The following is a 23,369-nucleotide window of genomic DNA, read 5'->3' on the forward strand; positions in this document are numbered from 1 at the left end:
GGCGGCGGCTGCACCAAGTCGCGCATGGTGATGTCCTCGTACAGCAGCGCGCTGTAGCCCATGATGCGTATGCCCATGATCCGGTCCTGATCGGACTGGTGTTCCAGGAGGATCAGCAGATACAGCATGATGCCGTCGCGCCGCCGTACGCGCCAGACCAGATCGCCGCGCCGATCGCGCTGCCAGCCGCTGACGTAGTTGGTGGGTAGCGGCTCCAGGGTGTCCAGATCCAGCATGGCCAGCAAGGCGGGGGGCAGGATGCCCTGGAACAGGGCGCGGACCATGTGGGGGCTGCTGAACAGCTTGCGGTAGTACTGGTCGTACAGATTCATGCGCGTGTCCCAATGAAAACGTATCAGGGACACTTACTTTATGCCGGATCACGGGCGATTTGTCTGGTGGCGCATGGTTTTGTCCATGGCGGGAAATACCGGCGAGATAATCCCGAGAACGGCATGGACAGCGCGGCCGATATGCCGCAATGCCCATGCAGGGCCGTCATCATGCGCCGAGGCGCGTAGCCCATCGGTTCAGGCGCGCGCCGATACGGCGGCGCAGCGGCAGGAGCGCCAGCCCCAGCAGGCCGGCCAGCTCGCCGCCCAGCGCACCGCCACCGCCGCCACTGCCGGTTTGCACCGGAGGCGTGACGGGATTGGGCGGATCCGTAGACTCCGTCGGGGTTCCGCCAATATCGCTGTAGTCCACGACCCGGCTGGACTCGGTATGCGCGATACCAAGCAGGATGGGCTGGCTTGCGCCTTGCACGATGAGTTCTCCGTCTTTCTCAAATTGCGTGACATATTTGTCGGAGTACTTGACGGGTGTAGTGACATCTCCAGTGGCCGATGGCAAGTAGATGAGAACTTCCACGCTTTTGTTGCCAGACATCACGCGATACTGTACCGACTCCTGGTGCGGGAGACGGTTGTTCTTGCCACTCATGACAGTTTCAGCCGTGGTGTTCAGGAACAAGCGACGCACCACCAACCCTTCCGGCACGCCCTGGGGAAATTCCAGCGTGATGATCGTATAGTTGGCAAATGCAGGCAAACCATTGTCCAAACCATCCGATTGAATGGTTTTGGCGCTTTGCTGCAGCCGCGATGCGTAATTGTTGATCCAGGTAGCCGTGTAGTTTGCAAAATTGGCACCGAACAGCCGTTGTCCTTCCTCTTCATAGGCCGCGGCCACGGCGGGCAGTTCCGCCGTGGCCCACTCGCGCAGTATCAATGCGCGATCGCGATCTTTAATGCCATTTGCAATGAGAACCTCCAGATTATTTTTTGAGCTCTCGTAGTTCGGGGCGGCGGGGTCGAGCGCATCCAATGTAGCTTGGCGGGCATCAATACTGGTGGTGAGCTTTGTCACCCCATTGCTGGAGGTCGTGCCGCCGTCGAACAAAACCGTGTTACGGACATCGGCGTAGCGAAAGAATCGCGTTTGAGCGTTGTTGAAAAGACTGGTGCGCAGGAATACTTGCCCCATGGACCAGTCCAGTGGTTTTCCCGACTCTGGATGCACCGTGGGCAGTATTTCCAGAAAATCCGCAGGAATCGGCAAAGCCGCCGCACCGCCCAGGCCCGCGCCATCGAGCGTTCTGCCAGACCCGCTACGCGCAGGGAAATCACCTTCGCTATGGTGGGCAATAAAATAATCGCCTTTTTTATTCACCAGATTAATGAACTCGCCATTTCTCAGCTTCATGCCATTCAGCCGAGCCTGGTAGTTGTCCGCGTGCCCGCTGATGGGGTGGCGTTTGATGATTTCGGTTCCCTCGGCAACCGCGCCTTCCTGTTCTTCCCACACATCATATATACCGTTGTTGTTGGTATCTTTCGGAAAGAACGGATAAGGCCCAATTTTCTCGGCGGCCCGGCCCTGGTCATCCATGCAGGGGTTCAATCCCAGCAGCCGGGCCTCCGCATCTGTGATGCCATCCTGGTTGCAGTCAATTGGCAGGTCAGGGTACATGACCGGTGCATAGAATGCCGGCGCAACGAGGAAAGGCAATGTCTGCGCGGTCAGACTGCCGGGGATCCCCTTGTTCAGCTCTACCAGAGCAGGATGTTCCGCGCTGCTGGTAGCAGGCAGAGGTTCGATGCTGAGCTGCTTTGTTGCCGGGTTCTGAGTAACGCGGAACAGGCTTTCAAGATAGGCCAGCGGATAGCCTGCCATGTCCAGATAAAACTGCAGCGAATGCTTGACTGTATAGGTACCATCACCGTTGTCCTGGAGTGTGGCCGAAATATCCTCGTTGCCCGTCTGCTCCGGTGCAAGCGGACGCGTCTGCCTCGTTACCTTTTGATAACCGAAACTTCGCGGGACAGGCTGAACGGTGATCAGTTCCATGGCGAAGGCGCGGGTGGGCGCGAATCGCACCACCTTTGCATCAAAGTCCCATTCCCAGAAACTGGGGTGGAAACCATAGGCGGGCCGATTGATGGTCGTGCCGTCCTCAGTCGTGAAAAAATAGAAATACGGCGCATTCGACGGGTAGCCTGCGGGCAGTTTTTCCGATGGAACGACCAGAGGTGCGTTAACCTGGAAATTATACTGGCCGATGTATTTTCCGGTGATTCCAGCCGTTCCGGCGGAAGCTGCCTGACACAGCGAGACCAATGTGAACGCAAGCAGAAGATGATGTTGAGTAGACAGTTTCATGAATGTATGGATATCCCGTTGGGTGCGCCCTGCTGGGCGCACCGGAAAAATGCCACACCGTAAAGATGTGGCTGGTTTATCAAAAGGGATGCATTAAGTTAAGGGCAAGTGATACTCACCGCCGGGTCCAAGTACGCGGTACCCTGCCAGTTGCGTTCCGCCAGATAGGGGAAACCGTATCCGGCCGGAATGCTCGTTCCCACCACGCCATCGGCGCCTGTCGCTGTGGCTTCGTGATCGATGGTGGCAATGGTAAGTGGCCCGGTGGGGCCGCCGGCCTGAGTGACTTCCAGCGTGCTTGAGACGAACCCAAATGGATTTCCAAACCCCGGATTATTAGCCTGGAAGCGGTAATACACTGTGTAGTAGCCATCACCGTGATCGTCGATGGGGAAAGTTGCAGATGCCCCTCTGAAGTAGTTGCCAACGGTGTATCCGAAACTACCTACCAGTGGGGGTTGCGCATTGACCGTGCCATTCGAAAAAGTGGCGCAACGGTTATTGAAGTCGAATTCCCATGTGCCGGGCGCATTACCCAATCCCTTGAGCACCGGCCCCGGGGGCGATCCCTCCAGGTTGTATATCTCGAGCGGATCATACGTTCCGCTGTACTTGCCCGTGATGCCCGGCGTACCCGCCAATGCGCTGCTGCCGATGCCTGCCGCCGCCAGCACCGTTGCGACTAAGGTCAGTTGACGAAGTTTCATTGCTAACTCCTTGCATAAGGAAGAGTGATTGATCCCGGTGGCCGGGCTTCCACGTACGAAGACGAAGCCACCAGGAATTGCCGAGGGGCCGGCGATGGCCGCAGCCATCGATGGCGCCCCCCTGTACACGCAATACGCGCACAGTCAAACAGCATCGAAGGAAAATTCCCCATGGCACACCCTTTCGTTTTTTTCAGGTGCCAGCAAAACATCGAATGCGAATCGGGATCATTATCTGTATCGACCACAAACACAGCAAATGACAATTGTCAAGTTGGCGAAAAAACTGTTAGCGGGTTGGATGTGGGGTCTGGACATGGGACGACACGCACATGCAAACTCGGCACGTGCGGATGGAGGAAGCGGAATGGCGGGCAGAGCAACTCACCGCGATTTGCCGAATAAAGAATGACGTCCGCGGGACGTTAACAAGCAACAGGACCCATTTCGGAACGCGACTATCTTGAATAAAGGACGCAGCGATGCCCACAGCCATCTCGCCAAGCCAGATCAACCTCTATCAAATCAGCGGCGCTCAAGGCCTATCCGCGACCAGCCTGACGACAGTGAGGCTGGAGTCGGAGCGGCCTGAAATTGCGCTTTCCGAAGCGCCTGCGCGAGAAATTCCCGCCACTGAATTCACGCATGGCACTGTCACCCGGTACACGTCGGCCCAACTTGAAATGCGCCCGGTAGATCGCGCGGACGCTGCGCTCATGAGCGTGATAGAGCCGGATGGATTCCGGAACCTGCTGGACGCGATACGCCAGGATGGCGACTGGCGCGCAATTCTGGAAAAGTTCTCGCAGCGGATTCCGTCCAATCCCCAATGGCTGAACGACGACTATCGACTGCCGGCCGCCCAATTGCTGGAAAGGACGCGCTACTTGATGGATCTATCCACGATCTGATTGCCTATCGGGTAAGCTGGCGGATTCCAGCAACCAAACTATCCCGTAAGGAATGGCCATGCAAGATCCATTTGGCGACCCGCTCCCCGCCTCCGCCGCCAACAAGAACTACCTGATGCTTGTTTCCGTGTCGAAAGACAATGCGAAGGCGATTCAAAATGTATTGACGAACCTGAAGGAGACTGTCGATAAGAATGCGTGGCCGCTTTGGGTGGACTCCAAGGGCCTGGGCGTTTTCATCAAAACAGATCTGGTTGCCGGGGAGATCCGCCATGCCGCGTTCCAGGGCGTGGCTGGCGACTTCACGGATATCAAGGATGCGCTCGTCGTGGAGGTCGGCCCGGACTGGTACGCCAGCGACGACTCGCCGATGAAAAACTGGCTCACCGCGCACGTGGGCGCTCCTTCAGTCCCGCCGCTCGATTCTCGCTTGAAGCGCCGGAAAGGCGGGCCCAAGCGTGCCTGATGCCAGCCGTAGCGGCAATACGGAATTGCGAACAGAGGAAACGCGGATAGGGACGAGTAAACGGCAATGAAAAACAGCATAGAGATCGGTCTGGTGCTCGATACCGAAACCACCGGCCTGCGGTCATCCGACGAATTGATTGAATATGCCCACGTGATGTTCAGCTACGACAAGGCATCCGGGGAAGTTGTGGACATACTGGACGAGTATTGCGAGTTTCGCGAGCCGTCCGTGCCTATTGGAAGGACGGCGCAAAAAGTGAACGGAATCAGCATGGACATGGTCCGTGGAAGGTTTCTGGACGAGACGCGCATCGCCGGCGCCATGCTCGCGGCAAGAAAAATCTATGCCCACAACATGGGGTTCGACCGCCGCTTCGTCAGCGGGCTCTACCCCGGCCTGCAGAATTTGCACTGGGTTTGCACCATGAGCAATATCAACTGGCTTGCGCAGGGTGTCAGAAGCCGGAAGCTGGACGACATACTGTCGTTTTATGGGATTTCAGACGGCGCCCGGCACCGCGCCCTGGACGATGCCAAAGGAACCCTCTCCGCCATTCAGCGGCGGGATGTCCAGACGGGGCTGCCGCATATCGTGGCGCTTGCAAAGAACAGAAAGAAGCTGCTTACCCAGTACCCGGGCGTAATGGAACCCCGTCAATGCTGAAAACTGCCGCAGGGCGCCGCCGGCCCAAGGCGGTGCTTGCCTCTGCCGTTCCGCCACTCATGCGATGCAGAGTAAACTGTGCGGCTTCAACCAGCCCTTAGCCCTTTAGATTTAGAGATAGCCCTTATGTTGTTAAAAGCCCTGCGTTCCGGCCTTGGCCAGTTGATCGTGCTGGGCGACGCCGTCAGCCGCCCGCGGCCGCAACGCCGTTCGCCAGAAGGCCAGGCGGCGGTAATCAGGGAAGCCGCCGGCCTGTCGCTTTACCAGTTTCATGCCTGCCCGTTCTGCGTCAAGACACGGCGCAGCCTGCATCGGCTCAACGTGCCGATAAGCCTGCGCGATGCAAAGAACGATCCGGCGCACCGCGATCGCCTGTTGGCCGGCGGCGGCAAGATCAAGGTTCCCTGCCTGCATATTCAGGAACAAGGCCAGTCGCGATGGTTGTACGAATCGAACGAAATCATCGCTTACCTGGAACAGCGCTTCGCCGGGATCGCCTGATCCGTTTTTTCGCTGGACTGTTTGAGCGCGCCTTGATCGATATCGCGCCAGGCGCTGCGGCAGCATCCATAGATGCCTTGTGCCGGCTGGCGCCGCCCGCCCATTGCCGCGGCTGCCGTCCGCGGAGGGCGGCGCTGGCGGCCTGGCGCCCTCTCCGGCTTCGAATATCAGCCTGCTGATATATCCCCGCGCGCTATTGCCGCAACGGCGCCAACCCCTTTACTCTCCTTACTCGTACTCGGCCATCGCGGGCGACCGGACCATCTTGCCGGCCGGCTCCCCGCTCTGAGGCATGGCGAGAAATCCGATTATTGGGGTCACAATGCTCACTCGAAAACTGGGTGAAATCGTTAGCAGCGCGGTACGTTCCGGAACGAGCGAATCCGCCCGCGAAGCCGCGAAGCCAGGAATCATCGATACCGTGGCGACAATGCTGGCCGGGCGCCGGGAAGCGCCGGTGACGATTCTTCTACGCGCTTGCGGCGCATTGCCGGCCGGCGCGGCAAAAGAAGTCGCGGGACTCTCGGCCACGCGGGCGGCCGAGGCCGCGCTGATCAACGGCGTGGCGGCGCATGTGCTGGACTTTGATGATGTGGCATTGCGCGGCCATCCGAGCGCGGTCATGGTGCCGGCGATACTTGCGCTGGCGGCGGAGCTGGGCAGCAGCGGGCGCGAGGCGCTGGATGCCTACGTCGTCGGCTACCAGGTATGGGGCGAACTGGTTCAGCGCGAACCCGGAATGCACCACATCAAGGGCTGGCACCCGACCAGCGTCTTTGGGTCAGTGGGCGCGGCGGCCGCATGCGCGGCGCTCTTGCGCCTGGATGCCGGCCGCGCCGCGCATGCAATCGGTCTGGGCGCAACGCAGAGCGCGGGGCTGATGGCGAATTTTGGCTCGATGTCGAAGTCGTTCCAGGCCGGCCGCGCAGCGCAGGCCGGTGTCTGGGCGGCCAGGCTCGCGCAAGAGGGGTTCACGGCGGGCGCCGATGTGATCGAGCATCCGCAAGGTTTTCTGAATGCCTTTTCGCCCGCGGGCAAGGCCGATACAGAACGGCCGCTCGCCGACCCGGCGCAGGGATGGACGATAGCGCAGCAGCCTGTCAGCATCAAGAAGTACCCCACCTGTTTTTATACGCACCGCACGCTGGATTCGATTCTGGCGGCGCGCGCGCTGACGGACATTCCGGCAGACCAGGTCAGGGACGTGCAGGTACACATGAGCCGCGAACACGCTACGGTGCTGCGCAATCATCGGCCCGAGACCGGGCTGGCGGCGAAGTTCAGCATCGAGTTCGCGGCGGCGAGCGCCCTGCTGTTCGGCAGGGCGGGACTGTCCGAGTTGACAGACTCCGTGGCGCAGGATGCCCGCGTGCAGGCGCTGATGAGCCGTGTCTCGACAGTCCTGTCGACGGACTATTCCGCCGAGTGGCAGGGCGCGGCTGTGGCGGACTGGGCGGTCATCCATCTCGCCGATGGCCGGCGCATCAAGACGGCGCCCGTCACGCACGCCCAGGGGCATGCGATGCGCCCCCTGGAGAAACCCGATCTGGACGCGAAATTCGGCGACTGTGTCCGCGCCGGCGGGGCGGGCGTGGATGCCGATAGATTGCTGGGCAAGCTATGGCGCCTGGAAGATGAACCGATATGCGAACTATGGAGCTGAACCGGGCATGCCCGGCAAGGCCGGCCAGCGCAGCTGGCAATTCCTGAAGAACCCTTACTTTGACGGACATACATGATGAGTACAGCTACAAGCGCGTCGTTGAACGGCGATGTGATTTCCATGGAAATCGGCGAGGATTATGCGGACATCCGCGCATCGGTGCGCCGCGTGTGCGCGGACTTCCCCGATGAGTACTGGTCGCGCAAGGACGAGGCCGAGGCGTATCCCACCGAGTTCATCAATGCCCTGACCGGGGCGGGCTTCCTGGCGGCGCTGATTCCGGAGGAATATGGCGGCACGGGCCTGCCCTTGCGCGCAGCCGCCGTGATCATGGAGGAAATCTGCGCGGCGGGCTGCCATGCGGCGGCCGGCCATGCGCAGATGTATATCATGGGCACCATTCTGCGCCACGGCAGCGACGAACAGAAACGCAGATACCTGCCCGGCATCGCGGCGGGCAAGCTGCGCCTGCAGGCATTTGGCGTGACCGAGCCCACGACGGGCTCGGACACCACCCAGATCAAGACGCGCGCCACGCGCAGCGCTGACGGCTATGTGCTCAACGGGCAGAAGGTCTGGACCTCGCGCGCCGAACACTCCGACCTGATGCTGGTGCTCGCCCGCACGACGCCTGCCAATGAGGTCGCCAAGCGCATCGACGGCATTTCGACCTTTCTGATCGATATCCACGCCTGCCTGGGCAAAGGGCTGGAAATCCGCCCCATCAAGGCCATGGTCAACCATCATGCGACCGAGGTGTTCTTCGACAATCTGCATATCCCGGCCAATGCGCTGGTCGGCGCCGAAGGAAAGGGCTTTCGCTACATTCTCGACGGCATGAATGCCGAGCGCATGATCACCGCGGCCGAAGCGCTCGGATCGACGCGCTGGTTCCTGCGCGCGGCGACGCAATATGCCAATGACCGCGTGGTGTTTGGGCGCCCCATCGGCGCCAACCAGGGCATCCAGTTCCCGCTGGCGCAGGCGCATATCCAGTCGGAAGCGGCGGACATGATGATACGCCGCGCGACCGCGCTGTTTGAAAGCGGCAAGCCCTGCGGCGCCGAGGCCAACATGGCCCGCTATCTTGCCGCCGAAGGCCTGTGGAACGCGGCGGAAGCCTGCATGCAGACACATGGCGGCTTTGGATTCGCCCGCGAATACCACATCGAGCGCAAGTGGCGCGAGGCCCGCCTGGCGCGGATAGCGCCTATTTCGACCAACCTGATCCTGGCGAATATCGCCCAGCACACCCTGGGCCTGCCCCGCTCTTATTGACCTGGCCAGCCGCCGCCGCGCCGCTGATCGAGAAGGACACGCTATGCAATACGATATGAATGAATGGATAGGCAAACGCCAGGTCACCGAAGACGAAATCAGCCTGACGCTGGTACGCCGCGCCGCCGCCATGACGGACCTGGACCCGGCCGCCTTCCACCGGGGAAACGAGCTGCCGCCGCACTGGTACTCGATGTTCTTCACCCCTAACGCGCGCGCCTCGGAGATCGGGCACGACGGCCATCCGAGAAAGGGCGACTTCCTGCCGCCCGTGCCCCTGCCCCGCCGCATGTTCGTGGGGCGCGAGGTGGAGTTCCTGCGGCCGCTGATCATAGGCGCCGAGGCGCGCAAGGTCTCGGAGATCGCCTCCATCACGCCCAAGTCGGGGCGCTCCGGCCAGCTGGTATTCCTGCAGGTCAAACATACTATCGAACTGGACGGGGAAGCCGCCGTCGTCGAACGCCAGAATGTGGTGTACCGCGAAGCCACCGAGCCCGGCGCCGCCCCCGAAGCCAGCCGGGAAACGCCCGGGGCCGCCGCACCGGCCTTCGCCTGGGAGCAGGCGCTGACGATAGACCCGGTACAGCTCTTCCGCTACAGCGCCCTTACCTGGAACGGCCACAGGATACACTACGACGCGGATTATGCGCGCCAGCAGGAAGGCTATCCCGCCTGCGTGATGAACGGCGCCCTGACCCTGCACCTGCTGATCGGCGCCGCCATCGGGCAGGCGGGCGACAAGCGGCTCAAGAGGCTGGTCGCAAGACTGTCCAGCCCCTTGTTCCTGGGCGACACCATACGCCTGTGCGGCGGCCCGCTGGCGCCAGCGGGAGACATGCTTGCCATGGACGCCTGCGCGATAGGCCCGGGCAAGCGCAGCGCCGCCACGGTACAACTGCAATTCAGCACGCCGGGGAGCCCGGCATGAACCATCGCGATCTTCCCCTGTGGCGCTCCCTGATGTTCTGCCCGGCCAACGCCGAGCGCTTTGTCGCCAAGGCGCACGAGCGCGGGGCCGACGCCGTGATTCTCGATCTGGAAGACTCGATCGCCCTATCGGAAAAGGCGCATGCGCGCGCCAGGCTCGGCGCGTCCGCCGCCCATATCCGCACAGGCGGCGCCGATGTCATCGTAAGAGTCAACCGGGAACTGACGCTGGCCGTGCCCGACATGGAAAGCGCGGTGTCGCCCGGCGTGTCGGCCATCATGCTTCCCAAGGTCAAGGGGCCGGAACACATACAGCTGCTGGCCGAAGTGATCACGGCGCGGGAACTTGAACTGGGCATGGCGGTGGGCCACACCAAGATCGTCGCGCTGGTCGAGACCGCGGACGGCATGGGCAAGATCAATGAGATCGCCAAGGCCCATCCACGGCTGGTCGGCATGGCGGTCGGCGGCGAGGACCTGGCGACCGAACTGGATGCCGAGCCCAGCGCCGACAGCCTTTACGTAGCCAAGATGCTGGGCGTGATGGCCGCGCGCGCGGCGGGCATCCTGCCTATCGGGGTGCTCGCCAGCGTGGCCGGCATCGACGGCGACGACGACAGCTACCAGCAAATGCTGGCGCGCTCGCGGCGGCTGGGATTTGCCGGCGCGACCTGCGTCCATCCGCGCCAGGTGCGCCTGTTGAACGAGGCCTTCAGCCCCGGCGCGGCGCAGGTCGATCTCGCGCGCCGCATTGTGCAGGCCTACGAAGCCGCCGTGCAGCGCGGCGCGGGCGCCATCGCGCTCGACGGCCGCATGATAGACAGGCCGGTAGTGATCCGCGCGCAGCGCCTGCTGGCCCAACTCGACGCACAGAAAGGCGTTTCCTGAAATCCACTTAGTGAGAAGCACATTGATGTCCAGCACCCAACCGCTAGCCGGCTACGTCGTCGTCGAAATCGGCCACAGCGTGGCCGCCCCCTATGCGGGCCTCGTCCTTGCCGAGCTCGGCGCCGAGGTCATCAAGGTCGAAAATCCGGACGGCGGCGACTCCGCCCGCGGCTGGGGGCCGCCTTTCATCGGCGACATGGGCCCCCACTTCAGCGCTTTCAACCGCAACAAGGCGAGCATCGCGGTCGATCTCGGCGATCCGGATCAGCGGGATGCGCTCAAGGCGCTGATCGCCGACCGCGCGGATGTCGTCATCTGCAATCTGCGCGCCGGCTCGGCCGACAAGCTGGGCCTGGGATCCGAGGCCCTGACCGCGGCCAAGCCGGCGCTGGTGTACTGCGAACTGGGCGCCTTTGGCGCCGGGGGGCCGCTATCCCACAAGCCGGGCTACGACCCGCTGATGCAGGCCTACTGCGGCGTGATGAGCGTCACAGGCGAAAGCGCGGAACGCCCGCCCGTGCGCGTCGGGGTGTCCATGGTCGACATGGGCGCGGGGCTCTGGTCCGCCATAGGCATCCTGGCCTCGCTGCTGGCGCGCAAACAATCCGGGAAAGGCTGCCGCGTAGAGACTTCCCTGTTTGAAACAGCCGTGGCCTGGGTGGCGACTCCCATGGCCCGCCACCTGATGGGCGGCGGGCCGCAATTGCCGCAGGGTTCGGGCGCCGCAGGCATCGTTCCCTACCAGGCCTTCCGCACCCAAACGGGGTGGCTGGTGATAGGGGCGGGCAATGACAAACTGTTCGCGGCATTATGCAAGGTCATGGGCCGGCCGGAGCTCGCGGCGGACCCCCGGTTTGCGAAGAACGGCGACCGGGTCGTGAACCAGGAAGAATTGCTGCCCATCATCAAGGCCTATGCGGCGGGCCATGAGAGCCAGGCGCTGTCCAGGATACTGGACGAAGCCTCCATCCCCAACGCGCCGGTGCAGACGATAGCCCAGCTTGCCGAAGACGACCACGCCCGCCAGCTTGGCCTCGTGCAGAAGGCCGACGGCCGCGAGACGGTAGGGCTGCCCATCCGCTTCGACCGCGAGCGTCCCGCCTACCGGTCCGCGGCGCCATCGCTGGGAGAGCATACCGGCCGCATTTTTGCGCCATATCTTGCGGCGGCAAAGCGCTAGACGTCCATCGCGCCGCGGCGCATTGCCAGCGTCCGGCGCGCCATGCGCCGCTTTCGAAGGCGCCATGACAGGATTAAACTAGCGTTTCCCATCCGGTCGTTTTATCAGGCGTGCGCTGTCGCGGCAACGCCCCACAGGTGCTGGCTCACTATGATCTCTTCCGATGAATTCGCGCTGACCTCCTACATCCCCAGCGAGCCCTACGGCAAATCAGTGGGCGCCATTCACCGCGGCCTGGAAATCCTCGAGCTGTTTTCAGTGGAGCAATGCCCCCTGACGGTGAACGAGGTTTCCGCCAAGCTGGGTTATCCGCAGTCGAGCACGTCCGTGCTTTTGCACGGCCTGCATAACCTGGGCTACCTGATCCATGACCGCCACGCGCGCACCTTCTATCCCAGCGTACGGGTTACCTTTCTGGGGATGTGGATGCATCACCGCCTGTTCAATGAAGGCAGCCTGCTTCAATTGATGGAAAGCCTGGCCAACAGCACCGGGCACGTCGTGCTGCTGGCCATCCGCAATGGACTCTATGCGCAATACATGCACATCGTATCGGCCCGCACGTCGCGCGTCGGCGTCAAGCCCGGCCTGATGAGGCCGATCTGCCGGGCGGCCGTCGGCAAAGTGCTATTGAGCGTGCTCGACGATGGCGAAGTCCGCCGCATCGCGCGCAATGCGAACGCCATGGACAGTTCCCTGGCGCCGCCGGTCGACATAGACGCCTTGGTCGGCGACGCGCAACAATGCCGCCGCACCGGCTTCGCCTACAGCCGGGAGGACGTGACACCAGGGTCTTCCGTTATTGCCATGCGCATCCCGGTCGATGTGGCGGGCGTGCCGCTGGCCATAGGCATTGGCGTCAACGCGCACGAGTTCGACGACATGAAGGATCGCGTGGAGTCCATCCTGCAAACGACTCTGCGCGATCACTTCAGCCCCGAGCATGTTTCCCGGGATATCAGCCGGTCCTGGATGCCGGCCCAGCCGGCATACGGCGTGGGGCGACCCTGACCGGCCTGTCCTTACCGCAGGTTGATGTTCGCTTCTTTGACCACGCGCGCCCACTTTTCGTTTTCGGCGTGTATCATCCTGGCGAATGCCTCGGGCGTGCGCGGATTGGGCGCCAGCCCCTGCGCGGCCAGGTGTTTGACCAGCGTGGGCGTGGTCAAGGCATAGTTGGCCGCCGCGTTCACCGTGGCGATGACATCTTGCGAAGTGCCTTTGGGCGCGAGGATGCCATTCCAGCCGACCGTGACGCAGTCCGCAACCGTTTCGCTCACGGTAGGGATGTCGGGCAGGGAGTTGAGGCGCTCGCCATTGAATACACCCAGCGGCCGAAGTTCGCCCCCCTTGACCAGCGACAGCGCGGCCTCAAGGCTGACAATGGCGATATCGACGTGCTTGCCCATCAGATCATTGAGCGCCGGCGCGCTGCCCTTGTAGGGAACATGCAGCAGCTTCACGCCGCCCATGGTCTCGAATAATGCGCCCGCCAGGTGCGCCGCGCTGCCGGCCCCGTAAGAACCGTAGCTCATGGCTCCCGGGCTCTTGCGCGCACGCTCCATGAGGTCGGCCACGGAAGTGATGGGCGAGTCCTTGTTCGTCACCATGATCAGCGGGATCTCGGAGAGGACCGCGATGGGCTCGAAGGTTTTTTCGGGATCGTAGCGCGTCTGGTAGACATGCGGATTGATGGTGAAAGAGCTCGACGCGTACAGCAAGCTGTAGCCATCGTTCTTCTGATGGGCGACATAGTCCGTGGCCACCATCGTGTTGGCGCCGGGCTTGTTTTCCGGAATCACGGTCACGCCCAACTTGCCTTCCATTTGCCCCGCGACAAGGCGGCCGAGCGTGTCCGCTCCGCCGCCCGGCGTATACGGAATGACGAGCCGCACGGGCTCTTTGGGATACGTGGCCGCATTCGCGGCGCCGATGGCCGATGTCATGGTCATGGTGACCGCCAACACGGCGGTTGTTATTATGTTCATTCCTACCTCCTGTGCTTGTAGTGGCTGCTAGTATCCTGGCGGCGCCAAGGGGGGTCAAGACAGGCGGAAGCGATATCAACCCGCTGATATTTTCCAGGTGCCGGTTTACTATCGGCTACTCGGCCGCGCATGCCTGGCGGAGCAACCCAGCTACCAATGGAGGTATTCCATGTCCATGATTTCCAGAATCCGCGGCGGCGTCTTTATTGGCCTCGCCTGCTGCGCGATGGCCTTGCCCGCGCATGCTGAAAAAGCGGACGCGGCGCTGGCCGGCCCGCTGACGCTGGTGGTCGGCTACGCCCCCGGCGGCGCGGCCGATACGGTGGCGCGCGCCTACGCGGAGCAATTGCGCAAGGACGGCGCGGGGGCCGTCATCGTGGAAAACCGGCCCGGCGCCTCCGGCCGGATCGCGCTCAACTACGTGAAAGACTCAAAACCCGACGGCCGGACCATGTATCTGGTTCCCTCGCCCCTGCTGACGATTTTCCCGCTTACGTACAAGGCGCCAGGCTATGACGCGGAAAAGGATCTGCGCGCCGTCGCGACGCTGGTCGATATCCCGACTGCCATTGTCACGGGCGCGTCGCAGCCATTCGACGGCATGAAAAGCTATGTGGAGTGGGCCAAGAAAAATCCGTCTTCGGTCACCAGCCTGGGCGTCGCAACGCTGGGCAGCTCGGGCCATCTGGGGATACTCGCCGTCAATGAAAGCCAGAACATGAAGATCGAACCGGTGGCGTACCGGGGCGCCTCGCCGATGCTCATCGACGTCGCCAGCGGCGTGGTGTCGATCGGATGGGACGCCGTCGCCAGCATGATGCCCTTATACCAGGCCGGGAAGATCAAATTCCTGGGCGTCAGCGGCGCCAAACGGCTCGACGCCCTGCCCGAGGTAAAGACGCTCGCGGAGCAGGGCTTCCCCGAGTTCAAGGCGGCCACCAGCTTCTATGGCATCGTGGTGCCGTCCAAAACGCCCGACAACACGGTCGCGGTGCTCGAAACCGCGTTCCTCAAAGCCTCCGGAGCGCCCGAGCTGCAGACGCAGCTCGCCGCCAAAGGCCTGGTGATGGCGCCCGCCAAAGGCGCCGACATGGCGCAACGCGCGCGCGAAGAGCTTGCCTCCTGGCGCCCCGTCGTGGAGCGCACCGGCATCGTGATGGATTGAACATCAGAATACAGGCTGGCGAGCTATTCCTGTAGCGCTTTCGAGGACGGAGGCAATCCGCAGCAGCTCATCGTCGCTGCCATAACGGGTCACCAGCTGGATGCCCGTGGGCAGGCCATCGCGGGCCAGCCCGCAAGGAAGCGTAATCGCGGGATGGCCCGTCATATTGAACAGCATGGTCCACGGATACCAGTGCGTGCGAATGCCGTCATACTGCCTGCCGTCCATCTCGAAAGGGTCGAACAAATCCATATCCAGCGGCAGCGCCGTCCTGCTGATGGTGGGCATGACGAACAGGTCGGCCGTGTCGAACAAAGCCTGCACGCGCTTGAAAAGCGCCGCGCGGGCGAACATCGCCTCCTGGTAGTCGACAGCGCTGAATTCCCCCGCCGACAGAATCTGCCGCCGAAAGGTCGCGCTGAACGTGTCCCCATGCTGTTCGATCAGGGGCAGGAAGCGCGCCCGCCAGACCGTATGATTGATCGTGCGCCAAATGGGTTCGACAATGAAGTCCCTGGCTTCGAAAGGCTCCAGCGCGGCGCCAAGGCCGGCCAGGGTTTGTAGCGCCGCATCGAAAGTTTCGCGCACATCGGCCGAGACCGCCCGCCCTTCGGGGGCGTAGCAATAGCGGATGCGTTTCCCGCGCAAATCCCCCTGGTGGCGCGCCGCTGCGGCGTAGTCCGCGCGTTTCAGGCCGATAGACCACGGGTCCAGCGCATAGTCGCCGCTCATCACCTGCAGCATCAATCCCGTATCCGCGACCGTCCGCGTCGTGGGCGTGACATAAGTCTGATTGCCGAACAGGTCTTGCGCCTGGCTGTGCGGAATGATGCCATTGCTCTGCTTGATGCCCACCACGCCGTTGCAGGCCGCGGGGATGCGGGTCGAGCCGCCGCCATCCGTGGCAACCGCCAGGGGCGCAATGCCCGCGGCCGTCGCCACCGCGGCGCCGCCGCTGGAGCCGCCGCTGGTTCGGCCGGCATCCCACGCGTTGCGCGTCTGCCCGAACAAAGGCGAGCGGGTGAACGGCTGGGAACCGAATTCCGGCGTAGTCGTTTTGCCGATCAGGATGGCGCCTTCGGCTTTCAGCCGGGCAACGCCGGGGGCGTCTTCCGCAGGGATGTTGTCTTTGTAGAGCAGCGTGCCGAATGTCGTGCGCACGCCTGCGGTATGGACCAGGTCCTTGACGGTGCAGGGAATGCCGTGCAGGCGGCCCAGGGGCTTGCCTTGCATGATGGCCTGCTCGGCCTGCCGCGCCTGCGCCAGCGCCTGCTCGCCGCATAGGGTGATAAAGCAATTCAGGAGAGGCTGGAGCTGCCCGGCGCGGTCCAGACTGGCTTGGACGATTTCCACGGGAGAGAGTTTTCTTGCACGGATCAGGGCGATCAATTCCGTGGCGGAGAGCGTATGCAAGGCTGTCATGTGCGGCTCGCGGTAGACGATGAAGGACTTATTGTAGAGATGAATCTTCATTCAACCCCATGCATCGCCGCGCAACTTCCCGCTACAAGATAGAGTATGCTAACGTACGTAAGTAATGTGAGAAAAATTATCAATTCTGTTCAATTTGCTATATCCCTCAAGCATGCATGAAACAAACGCTGTAACGCTCTGCGCTTCGTGTCGCCACCTTTCCCTAGGTACGGGGGGAGAACAGCCCCACGCTTCCATGCGTCTGCAAGGCGCCCGCCCGCCGGAACAATACGACGGCGCGCTCGAACGGCAATATCGCTGCATCGAATGCAATACGATATGGCTGCGGCGCACCGACAAATGGGGCATAGACGCCGGGTTCAGGCTGCTGCCCTGAAAGCCGGCGGCGCGCCTTCCTTGCGCCGCCGGCCAGCCGCCCCGTCTTTCGGGCCGCGCCGCCGGCCAGCCGCGGCGCGCGCGGCATAAAACATCTCTTGTCTTTATACTTGACACTTAATGTGTTGAACGAAAATTCCAGGCAGCGTATTGTTACGTGGGCCCGGTTTCTTTTTTTGCCTGTGTTTTCATCGAACCGCGGGAAATGCTGCTTGACAGCGCGTTGTAATTTGCCAAGGGCCTATCATGGATACGATGAAGTCTGAAATAGCCGCCTCCGATTCGCTGGCCGCAAGCGAAAGCGCCAGGGCGGACGCCGGCGCGACGCAAGCCGTCCAGATAGAAACCATCGCGCCAGAGCCGCGGCCGCGCATGGACGCCGGTGGACTGGCGCTTTCGGTGCTGGCCACGATCGCTTTCATCTTCGCCCTGCAATGGGCCCGGGAATTTTTCATTCCCCTGGTCTTCGGCATACTGATAGCCTATACCTTGAACCCCCTGGTCGTATGGCTGGAACGCTGCAGGATTCCCCGCATCGCCGGCACCACCCTGGTGATGCTGGCGCTGTTCGGCTCGGCCAGCATTGTTCTTACCTCGGTCTACAACGAGGCGCAGTCTATCGTGGATGAACTGCCCATCGCCACCTACAAGTTCAACAACGCCCTGAAACGAGCGGACAACGGCGAGCTGGGCGCGCTGGACAAGCTGCGCAGCGCCGCCGACGCCTTGAAAAAGGCCGCGAGCCCCACCACCGCCGAGGATGCGCAAGGCGCCGCGGCCGCGCCCAGCGCCGTCAAGCCGCCGGATTTCAATCTGAACGAATGGCTGTGGGCCGGTTCGCTGAGCGCCGCCGCCTTCGCCGGGAAGCTGACGGTGATCCTCTTCCTGGTGTTCTTCGCCCTGCTGTCGGGGGATACATTCAAGCGGAAACTGGTGAGGATTACCGGCCCTTCCTTGTCGAAGAAGAAAATCACCGTCCAGATCCTGGACGACATCAACAGCTCGATACAGCGATATATGCTGATGCTGCTGGTCACGAACACGCTGCTGGGGCTGGTGACCTGGGCCGTGCTGCACTGGATAGGCCTGGACAATCCGGGAGCCTGGGCGGTCGCGGCGGGACTGCTGCACATCATTCCCTACTTCGGGACGGTGATCGCGGCGGCCACGACCGGCTTTGCCGCTTTCCTCCAGTTCGAATCGTTCTCGATGATGATGCTGGTCATTGCCGCCACGCTGGCGATCGCCTCGATCGTAGGCACGCTGGTCACCACATGGATGACCGGCCGCATCGCGAAAATGAATGCCACGGCCGTTTTCGTGGCGCTGCTGTTCGGCGGCTGGCTGTGGGGAGTCTGGGGCCTGTTATTGTGCGTTCCCATCGTCGTCGTTGTAAAAGTCATTTCAGAACATGTCGAAGGGATGCAATCCCTGGCCGAACTGCTGGGCGAATAGCGGCCTTTCGCATAGAATTGCCAGACGGCACCCTCAATGGTCGCACACACGAATATGCCGGGCGGCAGTCTATCCGCGCGTCATGCCCCCCGATACCCTGGATGCTGAATGAACAATTCCAATCTCTATTTCCGCACGTTCCTGCTTTTACTGGCCGCGGTCACCGTGGCATTCATCTGGGTCCTGCTGCCCTTCTACGGCGCGATCTTCTGGGGCGCGATCCTCGCCATCCTGTTCACTCCCCTGCACAAGCGCCTGCTCGCCAAGATGCGGGGGCGCCCCAACCTGGCCGCGCTCACGACGCTGCTGATCATCATTCTGATCGTCATCATCCCGACCATACTGATCACAGGCGCGCTGCTGCAGGAAGGCGCAACCGTCTACAAGCGCATCAGCTCGGGCCAGTTCAATCTGGGGGACTATTTCGAACAAATCGTCAGCGCCATGCCGCCGTCGGCGCACGATATTCTCAACCGCTTCGGCGTCGGCGACATTTTCAGCCTGCGCGAAAAGCTCTCGGCCGGCGCCCTGCAAGGCAGCAAATACCTGGCGACCCAGGCGGTAAGCGTGGGGCAAAACACCTTCGAATTCCTGATAGGCATGGGCGTCATGCTTTACATACTGTATTTCCTGCTGCGCGACGGCGCCCACCTGGCGCGCCACAGCAAACAGCTGATACCGCTAAGCGAAGAATACAAGCAGCATTTGTTCCGCAAGTTCGCCACCGTCGTCCGCGCCACCGTCAAGGGCAATATCGTCGTGGCGATCACCCAAGGCGCCCTGGGCGGCATCATGTTCTGGTTTCTCGGCATCGAAGGCGCCCTGCTGTGGGGCGTGCTGATGGCCTTCCTGTCCCTGCTGCCGGCGGTCGGCGCCGCCTTGATCTGGCTGCCGGTGGCCATCTACTTCCTGGTCACCGGCGCCATCTGGCAAGGCGTGGTCCTGGCCCTGTTCGGCGTACTGGTCATCGGCCTGGTCGACAATATCCTGCGCCCCCTGCTGGTCGGCAAAGACACCAAAATTCCGGACTACGTCATCCTGATTTCCACGCTGGGCGGGCTGTCGGTATTCGGGCTCAACGGCTTTGTCATCGGGCCCTTGTTCGCCGCCCTGTTCATCGCCTGCTGGGACTTGTTCCCCTCGGCGATCCGGATGAACCAGGAAGAATGAACATCGGTCGCGGGCGCCTTGCCGGCGCCCCTTCCATGCGGCGCCCCTTCCATGCGGCGCCAAGACAGGCCGCGCTTGCGCAGCCGCTGCCGGCCTTCCTAGCTTCCCAGGAACAATATGGCAATATTCACGGCCAGCGCCACCGTCCACACCAGGGTGCGCACCATGCCGTAGCCGGCCAGGTATATGCCCAGATAGACCAGGCGCAGCAATATCCAGGCGCCCATCAGGCTGGCAAGCGCAGTGGCGTCGGCCATCTGGTACAAAGCAAACAACACCGCGGCGAAAAAGAAAGGCAAGCCTTCGAACAAGTTGGTCTGCGCCGCATCGGCCCGCGCCCGCCAGCCCTCCTGGCGCGCCAGCCAGGATCGCGGATTGTTATTGTCGTAGCCTTTGCCGCCCGCCTTGGACACCGCCGCCGCGACAAAAGGCAGTACGGCCGCAATCAGCATCAGCCATGCAATAGTGTTCATATCTCCTCCAGATGCTCTCGGTTTACGGACCAGGCACCGCGGCGCCCATGCCTTGCAATATAAGCTGCCGGAAGGGATGCCGCCTAGGGGATTATAGGAAGGCCCCCGCATCCCCAACAAGCATTGAAAGAATATGTATAATAACGGGCTTGGCAGGACACAGGCTCGCAGTATGCGGCCTTTATTTATGCCAAAAGCCGATGTAGCTCAGTTGGTAGAGCAGCTCATTCGTAATGAGAAGGTCGGGGGTTCGACTCCTCTCATCGGCACCAATAGAATCAAGCACTTGCGCCAACCTGAAAAGGTTGGCGTTTTTGTTGGGCCAAGGCCCCTGCTTCCGGCCCCGCCCCGATAGCGCCTCCAACGGCATGGGCTTTTCTTGCGCGTTGAGGTTTACCCCTATATACCCGTGGGCGGCTTTCGTGCAAAATTTTGTGATCACATATCAGATATCACGATAAAACAAAAAGAGACGACGGCAGCAGACTCATATGACTCACCCATTATTCAATATAGAAAACAAAGTCGTAGCCATTACGGGCGCGGGAGGCGGCATTGGCCGCGCGGTGGCAAAGGGATTCGCCGAGTCGGGCGCCCGGCTTGCGCTCATCGAGAATGCGGAAGCGAATTTCGAGGCGCTGCGCGGAGAGCTGGCCGCCTTGAACGCGCACGCCGCCGGATACTACGTCCTCGATGTCACGGATCGCGAGGGATGTTTTTCCTGCGTCAAACAGATAGTCGAAAAATTCGGACAAGTGGATGTCCTCATCAATCTTGCGGGCATCAATCAGCGGATGCGTCCGGAGCTCTACACAGAAGCCATCTATGACCGGATCGTCGACGTCAATTTGAAGGGCACCTTCCAGATGTGCCAGGCCGTTTATTCCTTCATGAAAGCGAACCGCTACGGAAAAATAATAAACGTGGGTTCGATCACGGCAATCGCGGCCAATCAACACTTGCCCGTGTACGCCGCGACCAAAGCGGCGATCAACCAACTGAGCAAATCATTGGCGTGCGCCTGGGCGCCTGAAGGCATCCATGTGAACGTCGTGCATCCGGGCTGGATAGACACCGCTCTTTCCCGCCAGGCGCGTGTCGACATTCCGGGGCATGCCGAGCGTGTCGTGGCAACGACGCCCGCCGGGCGCTGGGGGCTGCCTGAAGATCTCGTGGGCACGATGCTTTTCCTTGCCGCCCCAGCCTCGGACTTCATTGACGGAGCCAATATCGTTGTAGATGGTGGCGTGACTTCACAACTATAAAACTGAACGGAAGACAGATGAATTTAAGCTCTATCGGCGCCAGCACGCCAATGGTCAAGTACACGTTCTCGGACGCCGACTGGGAACGGATTTCGCGCGCGGATGCTTTACGCATCACCACCCTGTTCCTGACGGCCCGGCGCTTCGAAGAAAAAATACTGCAACTCGACAAGCTCAATCTGGTGCACGGCCCCGCGCATTCCAGCATTGGCCAAGAGGGAGGGGCCGCCGGCAGCATCGCCGCGCTTCCGATCGACACACTCATCAATGGAACGCACCGCGCGCATCATCAGTGCATCGCCAAGGCAATCAATGCGCTTTATGGCGAAGGGTTCGACCCCTTGGCGCATGGCCTCAAACCGGAAATGCGGCGCGAAATCCAGGCTATGCTGCAAGAGATCCTCGGCCTCAAAGGCGGCTGGACGGGAGGCCGGGGCGGTTCAATGCACTTGCGCAAGGAATCTCTGGGCATTATGGGAACCAACGCCATTGTCGCAGGCGGCCTGCCCATAGCCTGCGGCCATGCCTTTGCAGAGAAGGCGCGCGGCGGCAAGCGGCTCACGGTCTCCTACTTCGGAGACGGCGCTGTGCACCAGGGCGCCACACACGAGTCCTTGAATCTGGCTGCGCTGTATCGGCTGCCCATTCTTTTCTTCCTGGAAAACAACGGCTACGCCGTGTCCATGAGCGTGGCACAGTCGACCTTTGAAACGCAGCTGCTGACGCGCCCTTTTGCCCACGGCATTCCCTCTATCCATGTTGATGGCGCGAACCCGGTGGCCGTATGGCTGGCCACCAAATGGGCGGAAGAACAAATATCCGCCACGCAAGGCCCGGCGTTCATTCTGGCCGATGTCTATCGCTACTACCACCAGAGCTCATCCATTCCAGGCAGCGCTTTTGGCTACCGCACGAAAGATGAAGAAGAATCCTGGAAGGCTCGCGATCCCTGGAAATTCCTTCAGGAATCTCTGCCTGCCCGAGGGCTGCTGACAATGGATGAATTGTCCGCGCTGGACAAAGATATAAGCGCCAGCGTTCAGGCGGCCGCAGAATCATGCATCGAAGGAAAGGGGTCCTCTTCCCGCATCAAGGCGGATCTTTGGCCCGCGCCAGAGACCGTCGACAGCAATCTCAATAGCGACGGAAGCGAACTTCAGGCATTGAACTACAAAGAATTCGAAGACTACGCGCAAGCCGATATGGAGCCGCTGACTTACATTGCGGCGATCTCCAAGACCATGGGCAACGCCATGGAAAAGGACGACAGCATATATATTTTTGGTGAAGATGTCGCCAATATGGGGGGCGGCACCGTCGGGGCGACCCGGGGGCTCACTGAAAAGTTGAAAGGCCGCATTATCAATACGCCCATTACCGAAAATGGCTTTTGCGGCCTGGCGACTGGCGCCGCGCTTTGCGGTTTGCGTACGGTCGTGGAGCTGATGTATAGCGACTTCTTCCTGGTGGCGGGCGACCAATTGCTCAACCAGGCGGGGAAGATCCGGCATTTATTCAATGGCACGGCCTCGGTGCCGCTAGTTCTTCGCGCCCGGGTGCCAGGCCTGGAAGGCTACGGCTCCCAACATTCGATGGACCCCGCCGCGATATTCAGCGCCTTCCCGGGCTGGAGGATCGTGGCGCCGTCCAATGCTTTTGAATATGTCGGCCTGATGAATTCGGCCCTGGCCTGCAACGATCCCGTACTGGTCATTGAGCCGCAAGAACTGCACACCCGATCCACGCCAGTCCCGAAAGACTTGAACTATTTCATCCCTCTCGGGAAAGCAAAGCGGGTCCGGCGTGGCGATGACATCACGCTGCTGGCGACACTGACGATGGTCAAGGAATGCTGCGATGTCGCTGATGAAATGAACGCAAGCGCCGACGTTATCGATTTGCGCAGCCTGTCTCCCAGGGACATCGACTATGACCTCATAGGCGAATCCGTCCGCAAAACGGGGCGTGTGATCATTGTCGAGCAGACTACCCGGCCGGCCAGCATCGGCGCATTGATCGCCGACGAAATCCAGCGCCGCTACTTCGACTATCTGGACACTCCTGTGCAACGGGTGACAGGGAAATGGGCGCCACCCGTTGTCTCGAAAGCCCTTGAAGCGGCTGCCCTGGCCAACAAGGACGACATTCAAAAAAGCATCATCCAGGTGATGCGCGACTGCGGACTGGCGAGGTAGA

The 23,369-nt window shown here is 61.6% G+C and carries 23 protein-coding genes and 1 tRNA gene; 18 read left to right on the forward strand and 6 right to left on the reverse strand.

Translation table 11 applies throughout. The annotated features are described in order from the left end of the window. The 3 genes from BUB23_RS23820 to BUB23_RS23830 all read right to left on the reverse strand — a co-directional run. A partial coding sequence (locus BUB23_RS23820) for an Rpn family recombination-promoting nuclease/putative transposase (protein WP_143161113.1) occupies window positions 1–332 on the reverse strand: 332 nt, incomplete at its 3' end. Window positions 333–501: 169 nt separating this feature from the next. Next, window positions 502–2,661, reverse strand: coding sequence for a hypothetical protein (locus tag BUB23_RS23825; RefSeq protein ID WP_143161114.1), 2,160 nt, complete (start codon window positions 2,659–2,661; stop codon window positions 502–504). A gap of 98 nt (window positions 2,662–2,759) precedes the next feature. Further along, on the reverse strand, window positions 2,760–3,368 hold the full coding sequence (locus tag BUB23_RS23830) for a hypothetical protein (RefSeq protein ID WP_073109090.1): 609 nt from the start codon (window positions 3,366–3,368) through the stop codon (window positions 2,760–2,762). 94 nt (window positions 3,369–3,462) lie between these two features. On the opposite strand from BUB23_RS23830, the gene BUB23_RS26895 reads away from it, so the two are divergent. The 11 genes from BUB23_RS26895 to BUB23_RS23885 all read left to right on the forward strand — a co-directional run bounded on the left by BUB23_RS26895 (window position 3,463) and on the right by BUB23_RS23885 (window position 12,859). Further along, window positions 3,463–3,780, forward strand: coding sequence for a hypothetical protein (locus tag BUB23_RS26895; RefSeq protein ID WP_143161115.1), 318 nt, complete (start codon window positions 3,463–3,465; stop codon window positions 3,778–3,780). A 70-nt stretch (window positions 3,781–3,850) separates the two neighbouring features. Continuing rightward, window positions 3,851–4,279 carry a hypothetical protein gene (locus BUB23_RS23835; RefSeq protein ID WP_073109097.1) on the forward strand — a complete coding sequence of 143 codons (429 nt, stop codon included), beginning with the start codon at window positions 3,851–3,853 and terminating at the stop codon, window positions 4,277–4,279. A gap of 58 nt (window positions 4,280–4,337) precedes the next feature. Further along, a complete protein-coding gene (locus tag BUB23_RS23840) occupies window positions 4,338–4,745 on the forward strand; it encodes a hypothetical protein (protein ID WP_073109101.1) in 408 nt (135 codons plus the stop codon). Between the two features lie 66 nt (window positions 4,746–4,811). Beyond that, complete coding sequence (locus BUB23_RS23845) at window positions 4,812–5,411, forward strand: exonuclease domain-containing protein (protein ID WP_073109104.1); 600 nt, start codon at window positions 4,812–4,814, stop codon at window positions 5,409–5,411. Between the two features lie 126 nt (window positions 5,412–5,537). Beyond that, window positions 5,538–5,912: a glutaredoxin family protein gene (locus BUB23_RS23850; RefSeq protein WP_073109108.1), complete on the forward strand. Its 375-nt coding sequence runs from the start codon at window positions 5,538–5,540 to the stop codon at window positions 5,910–5,912. A gap of 322 nt (window positions 5,913–6,234) precedes the next feature. Beyond that, window positions 6,235–7,575: an MmgE/PrpD family protein gene (locus tag BUB23_RS23860; RefSeq protein WP_073109120.1), complete on the forward strand. Its 1,341-nt coding sequence runs from the start codon at window positions 6,235–6,237 to the stop codon at window positions 7,573–7,575. A gap of 75 nt (window positions 7,576–7,650) precedes the next feature. Further along, window positions 7,651–8,853 carry an acyl-CoA dehydrogenase family protein gene (locus tag BUB23_RS23865; RefSeq protein WP_073109337.1) on the forward strand — a complete coding sequence of 401 codons (1,203 nt, stop codon included), beginning with the start codon at window positions 7,651–7,653 and terminating at the stop codon, window positions 8,851–8,853. 43 nt (window positions 8,854–8,896) lie between these two features. Then, window positions 8,897–9,781: an HTD2 family dehydratase gene (locus BUB23_RS23870; protein ID WP_143161117.1), complete on the forward strand. Its 885-nt coding sequence runs from the start codon at window positions 8,897–8,899 to the stop codon at window positions 9,779–9,781. Continuing rightward, window positions 9,778–10,668 (forward strand): HpcH/HpaI aldolase/citrate lyase family protein, encoded by an 891-nt coding sequence (locus BUB23_RS23875; RefSeq protein WP_073109129.1) that lies wholly within the window; start codon window positions 9,778–9,780, stop codon window positions 10,666–10,668. Before BUB23_RS23870 ends, BUB23_RS23875 begins: the two co-directional genes overlap by 4 nt. A 25-nt stretch (window positions 10,669–10,693) precedes the next feature. Next, complete coding sequence (locus BUB23_RS23880; RefSeq protein WP_073109133.1) at window positions 10,694–11,848, forward strand: CaiB/BaiF CoA transferase family protein; 1,155 nt, start codon at window positions 10,694–10,696, stop codon at window positions 11,846–11,848. Window positions 11,849–11,998: 150 nt separating this feature from the next. Beyond that, a complete protein-coding gene (locus BUB23_RS23885) occupies window positions 11,999–12,859 on the forward strand; it encodes an IclR family transcriptional regulator (protein WP_073109138.1) in 861 nt (286 codons plus the stop codon). Window positions 12,860–12,870: 11 nt separating this feature from the next. On the opposite strand, the gene BUB23_RS23890 is transcribed toward BUB23_RS23885, so the two are convergent. Continuing rightward, window positions 12,871–13,836, reverse strand: coding sequence for a Bug family tripartite tricarboxylate transporter substrate binding protein (locus BUB23_RS23890; RefSeq protein WP_084136226.1), 966 nt, complete (start codon window positions 13,834–13,836; stop codon window positions 12,871–12,873). Between the two features lie 169 nt (window positions 13,837–14,005). Here BUB23_RS23890 and BUB23_RS23895 point away from each other — a divergent pair, with 169 nt between their 5' ends. Continuing rightward, complete coding sequence (locus BUB23_RS23895) at window positions 14,006–15,001, forward strand: Bug family tripartite tricarboxylate transporter substrate binding protein (protein WP_073109142.1); 996 nt, start codon at window positions 14,006–14,008, stop codon at window positions 14,999–15,001. Window positions 15,002–15,004: 3 nt separating this feature from the next. Here BUB23_RS23895 and BUB23_RS23900 read toward each other — a convergent pair whose 3' ends face one another. Beyond that, on the reverse strand, window positions 15,005–16,423 hold the full coding sequence (locus BUB23_RS23900) for an amidase (protein ID WP_073109341.1): 1,419 nt from the start codon (window positions 16,421–16,423) through the stop codon (window positions 15,005–15,007). Window positions 16,424–16,670: 247 nt separating this feature from the next. On the opposite strand from BUB23_RS23900, the gene BUB23_RS27110 reads away from it, so the two are divergent. The 3 genes from BUB23_RS27110 (at window position 16,671) to BUB23_RS23915 (ending at window position 19,435) form a co-directional block, all read left to right on the forward strand. Beyond that, entirely contained in the window at window positions 16,671–16,811 is a 141-nt protein-coding gene (locus BUB23_RS27110) for a hypothetical protein (protein WP_178372390.1), read from the forward strand. 254 nt (window positions 16,812–17,065) lie between these two features. After that, a complete protein-coding gene (locus tag BUB23_RS23910) occupies window positions 17,066–18,265 on the forward strand; it encodes an AI-2E family transporter (RefSeq protein WP_084136233.1) in 1,200 nt (399 codons plus the stop codon). A 108-nt stretch (window positions 18,266–18,373) separates the two neighbouring features. After that, on the forward strand, window positions 18,374–19,435 hold the full coding sequence (locus tag BUB23_RS23915; RefSeq protein WP_073109153.1) for an AI-2E family transporter: 1,062 nt from the start codon (window positions 18,374–18,376) through the stop codon (window positions 19,433–19,435). A gap of 98 nt (window positions 19,436–19,533) precedes the next feature. On the opposite strand, the gene BUB23_RS23920 is transcribed toward BUB23_RS23915, so the two are convergent. Further along, the gene (locus BUB23_RS23920; protein WP_073109158.1) at window positions 19,534–19,908 is read right to left on the reverse strand and encodes an MAPEG family protein; all 375 of its coding nucleotides are present in this window, start codon (window positions 19,906–19,908) and stop codon (window positions 19,534–19,536) included. A gap of 196 nt (window positions 19,909–20,104) precedes the next feature. On the opposite strand from BUB23_RS23920, the gene BUB23_RS23925 reads away from it, so the two are divergent. From BUB23_RS23925 to BUB23_RS23935, 3 genes are all read left to right on the forward strand, one after another. Continuing rightward, window positions 20,105–20,180, forward strand: a tRNA-Thr gene (locus BUB23_RS23925). A gap of 219 nt (window positions 20,181–20,399) precedes the next feature. Continuing rightward, window positions 20,400–21,173 (forward strand): SDR family NAD(P)-dependent oxidoreductase, encoded by a 774-nt coding sequence (locus tag BUB23_RS23930; RefSeq protein ID WP_073109161.1) that lies wholly within the window; start codon window positions 20,400–20,402, stop codon window positions 21,171–21,173. A 17-nt stretch (window positions 21,174–21,190) separates the two neighbouring features. Then, entirely contained in the window at window positions 21,191–23,368 is a 2,178-nt protein-coding gene (locus tag BUB23_RS23935; RefSeq protein WP_073109164.1) for an alpha-ketoacid dehydrogenase subunit alpha/beta, read from the forward strand. The last annotated feature ends 1 nt before the right edge of the window (window position 23,369 follow it).

Source organism: Pollutimonas bauzanensis (genome assembly GCF_900129885.1).
Taxonomy (GTDB): Bacteria; Pseudomonadota; Gammaproteobacteria; order Burkholderiales; family Burkholderiaceae_B; genus Pollutimonas; species Pollutimonas bauzanensis.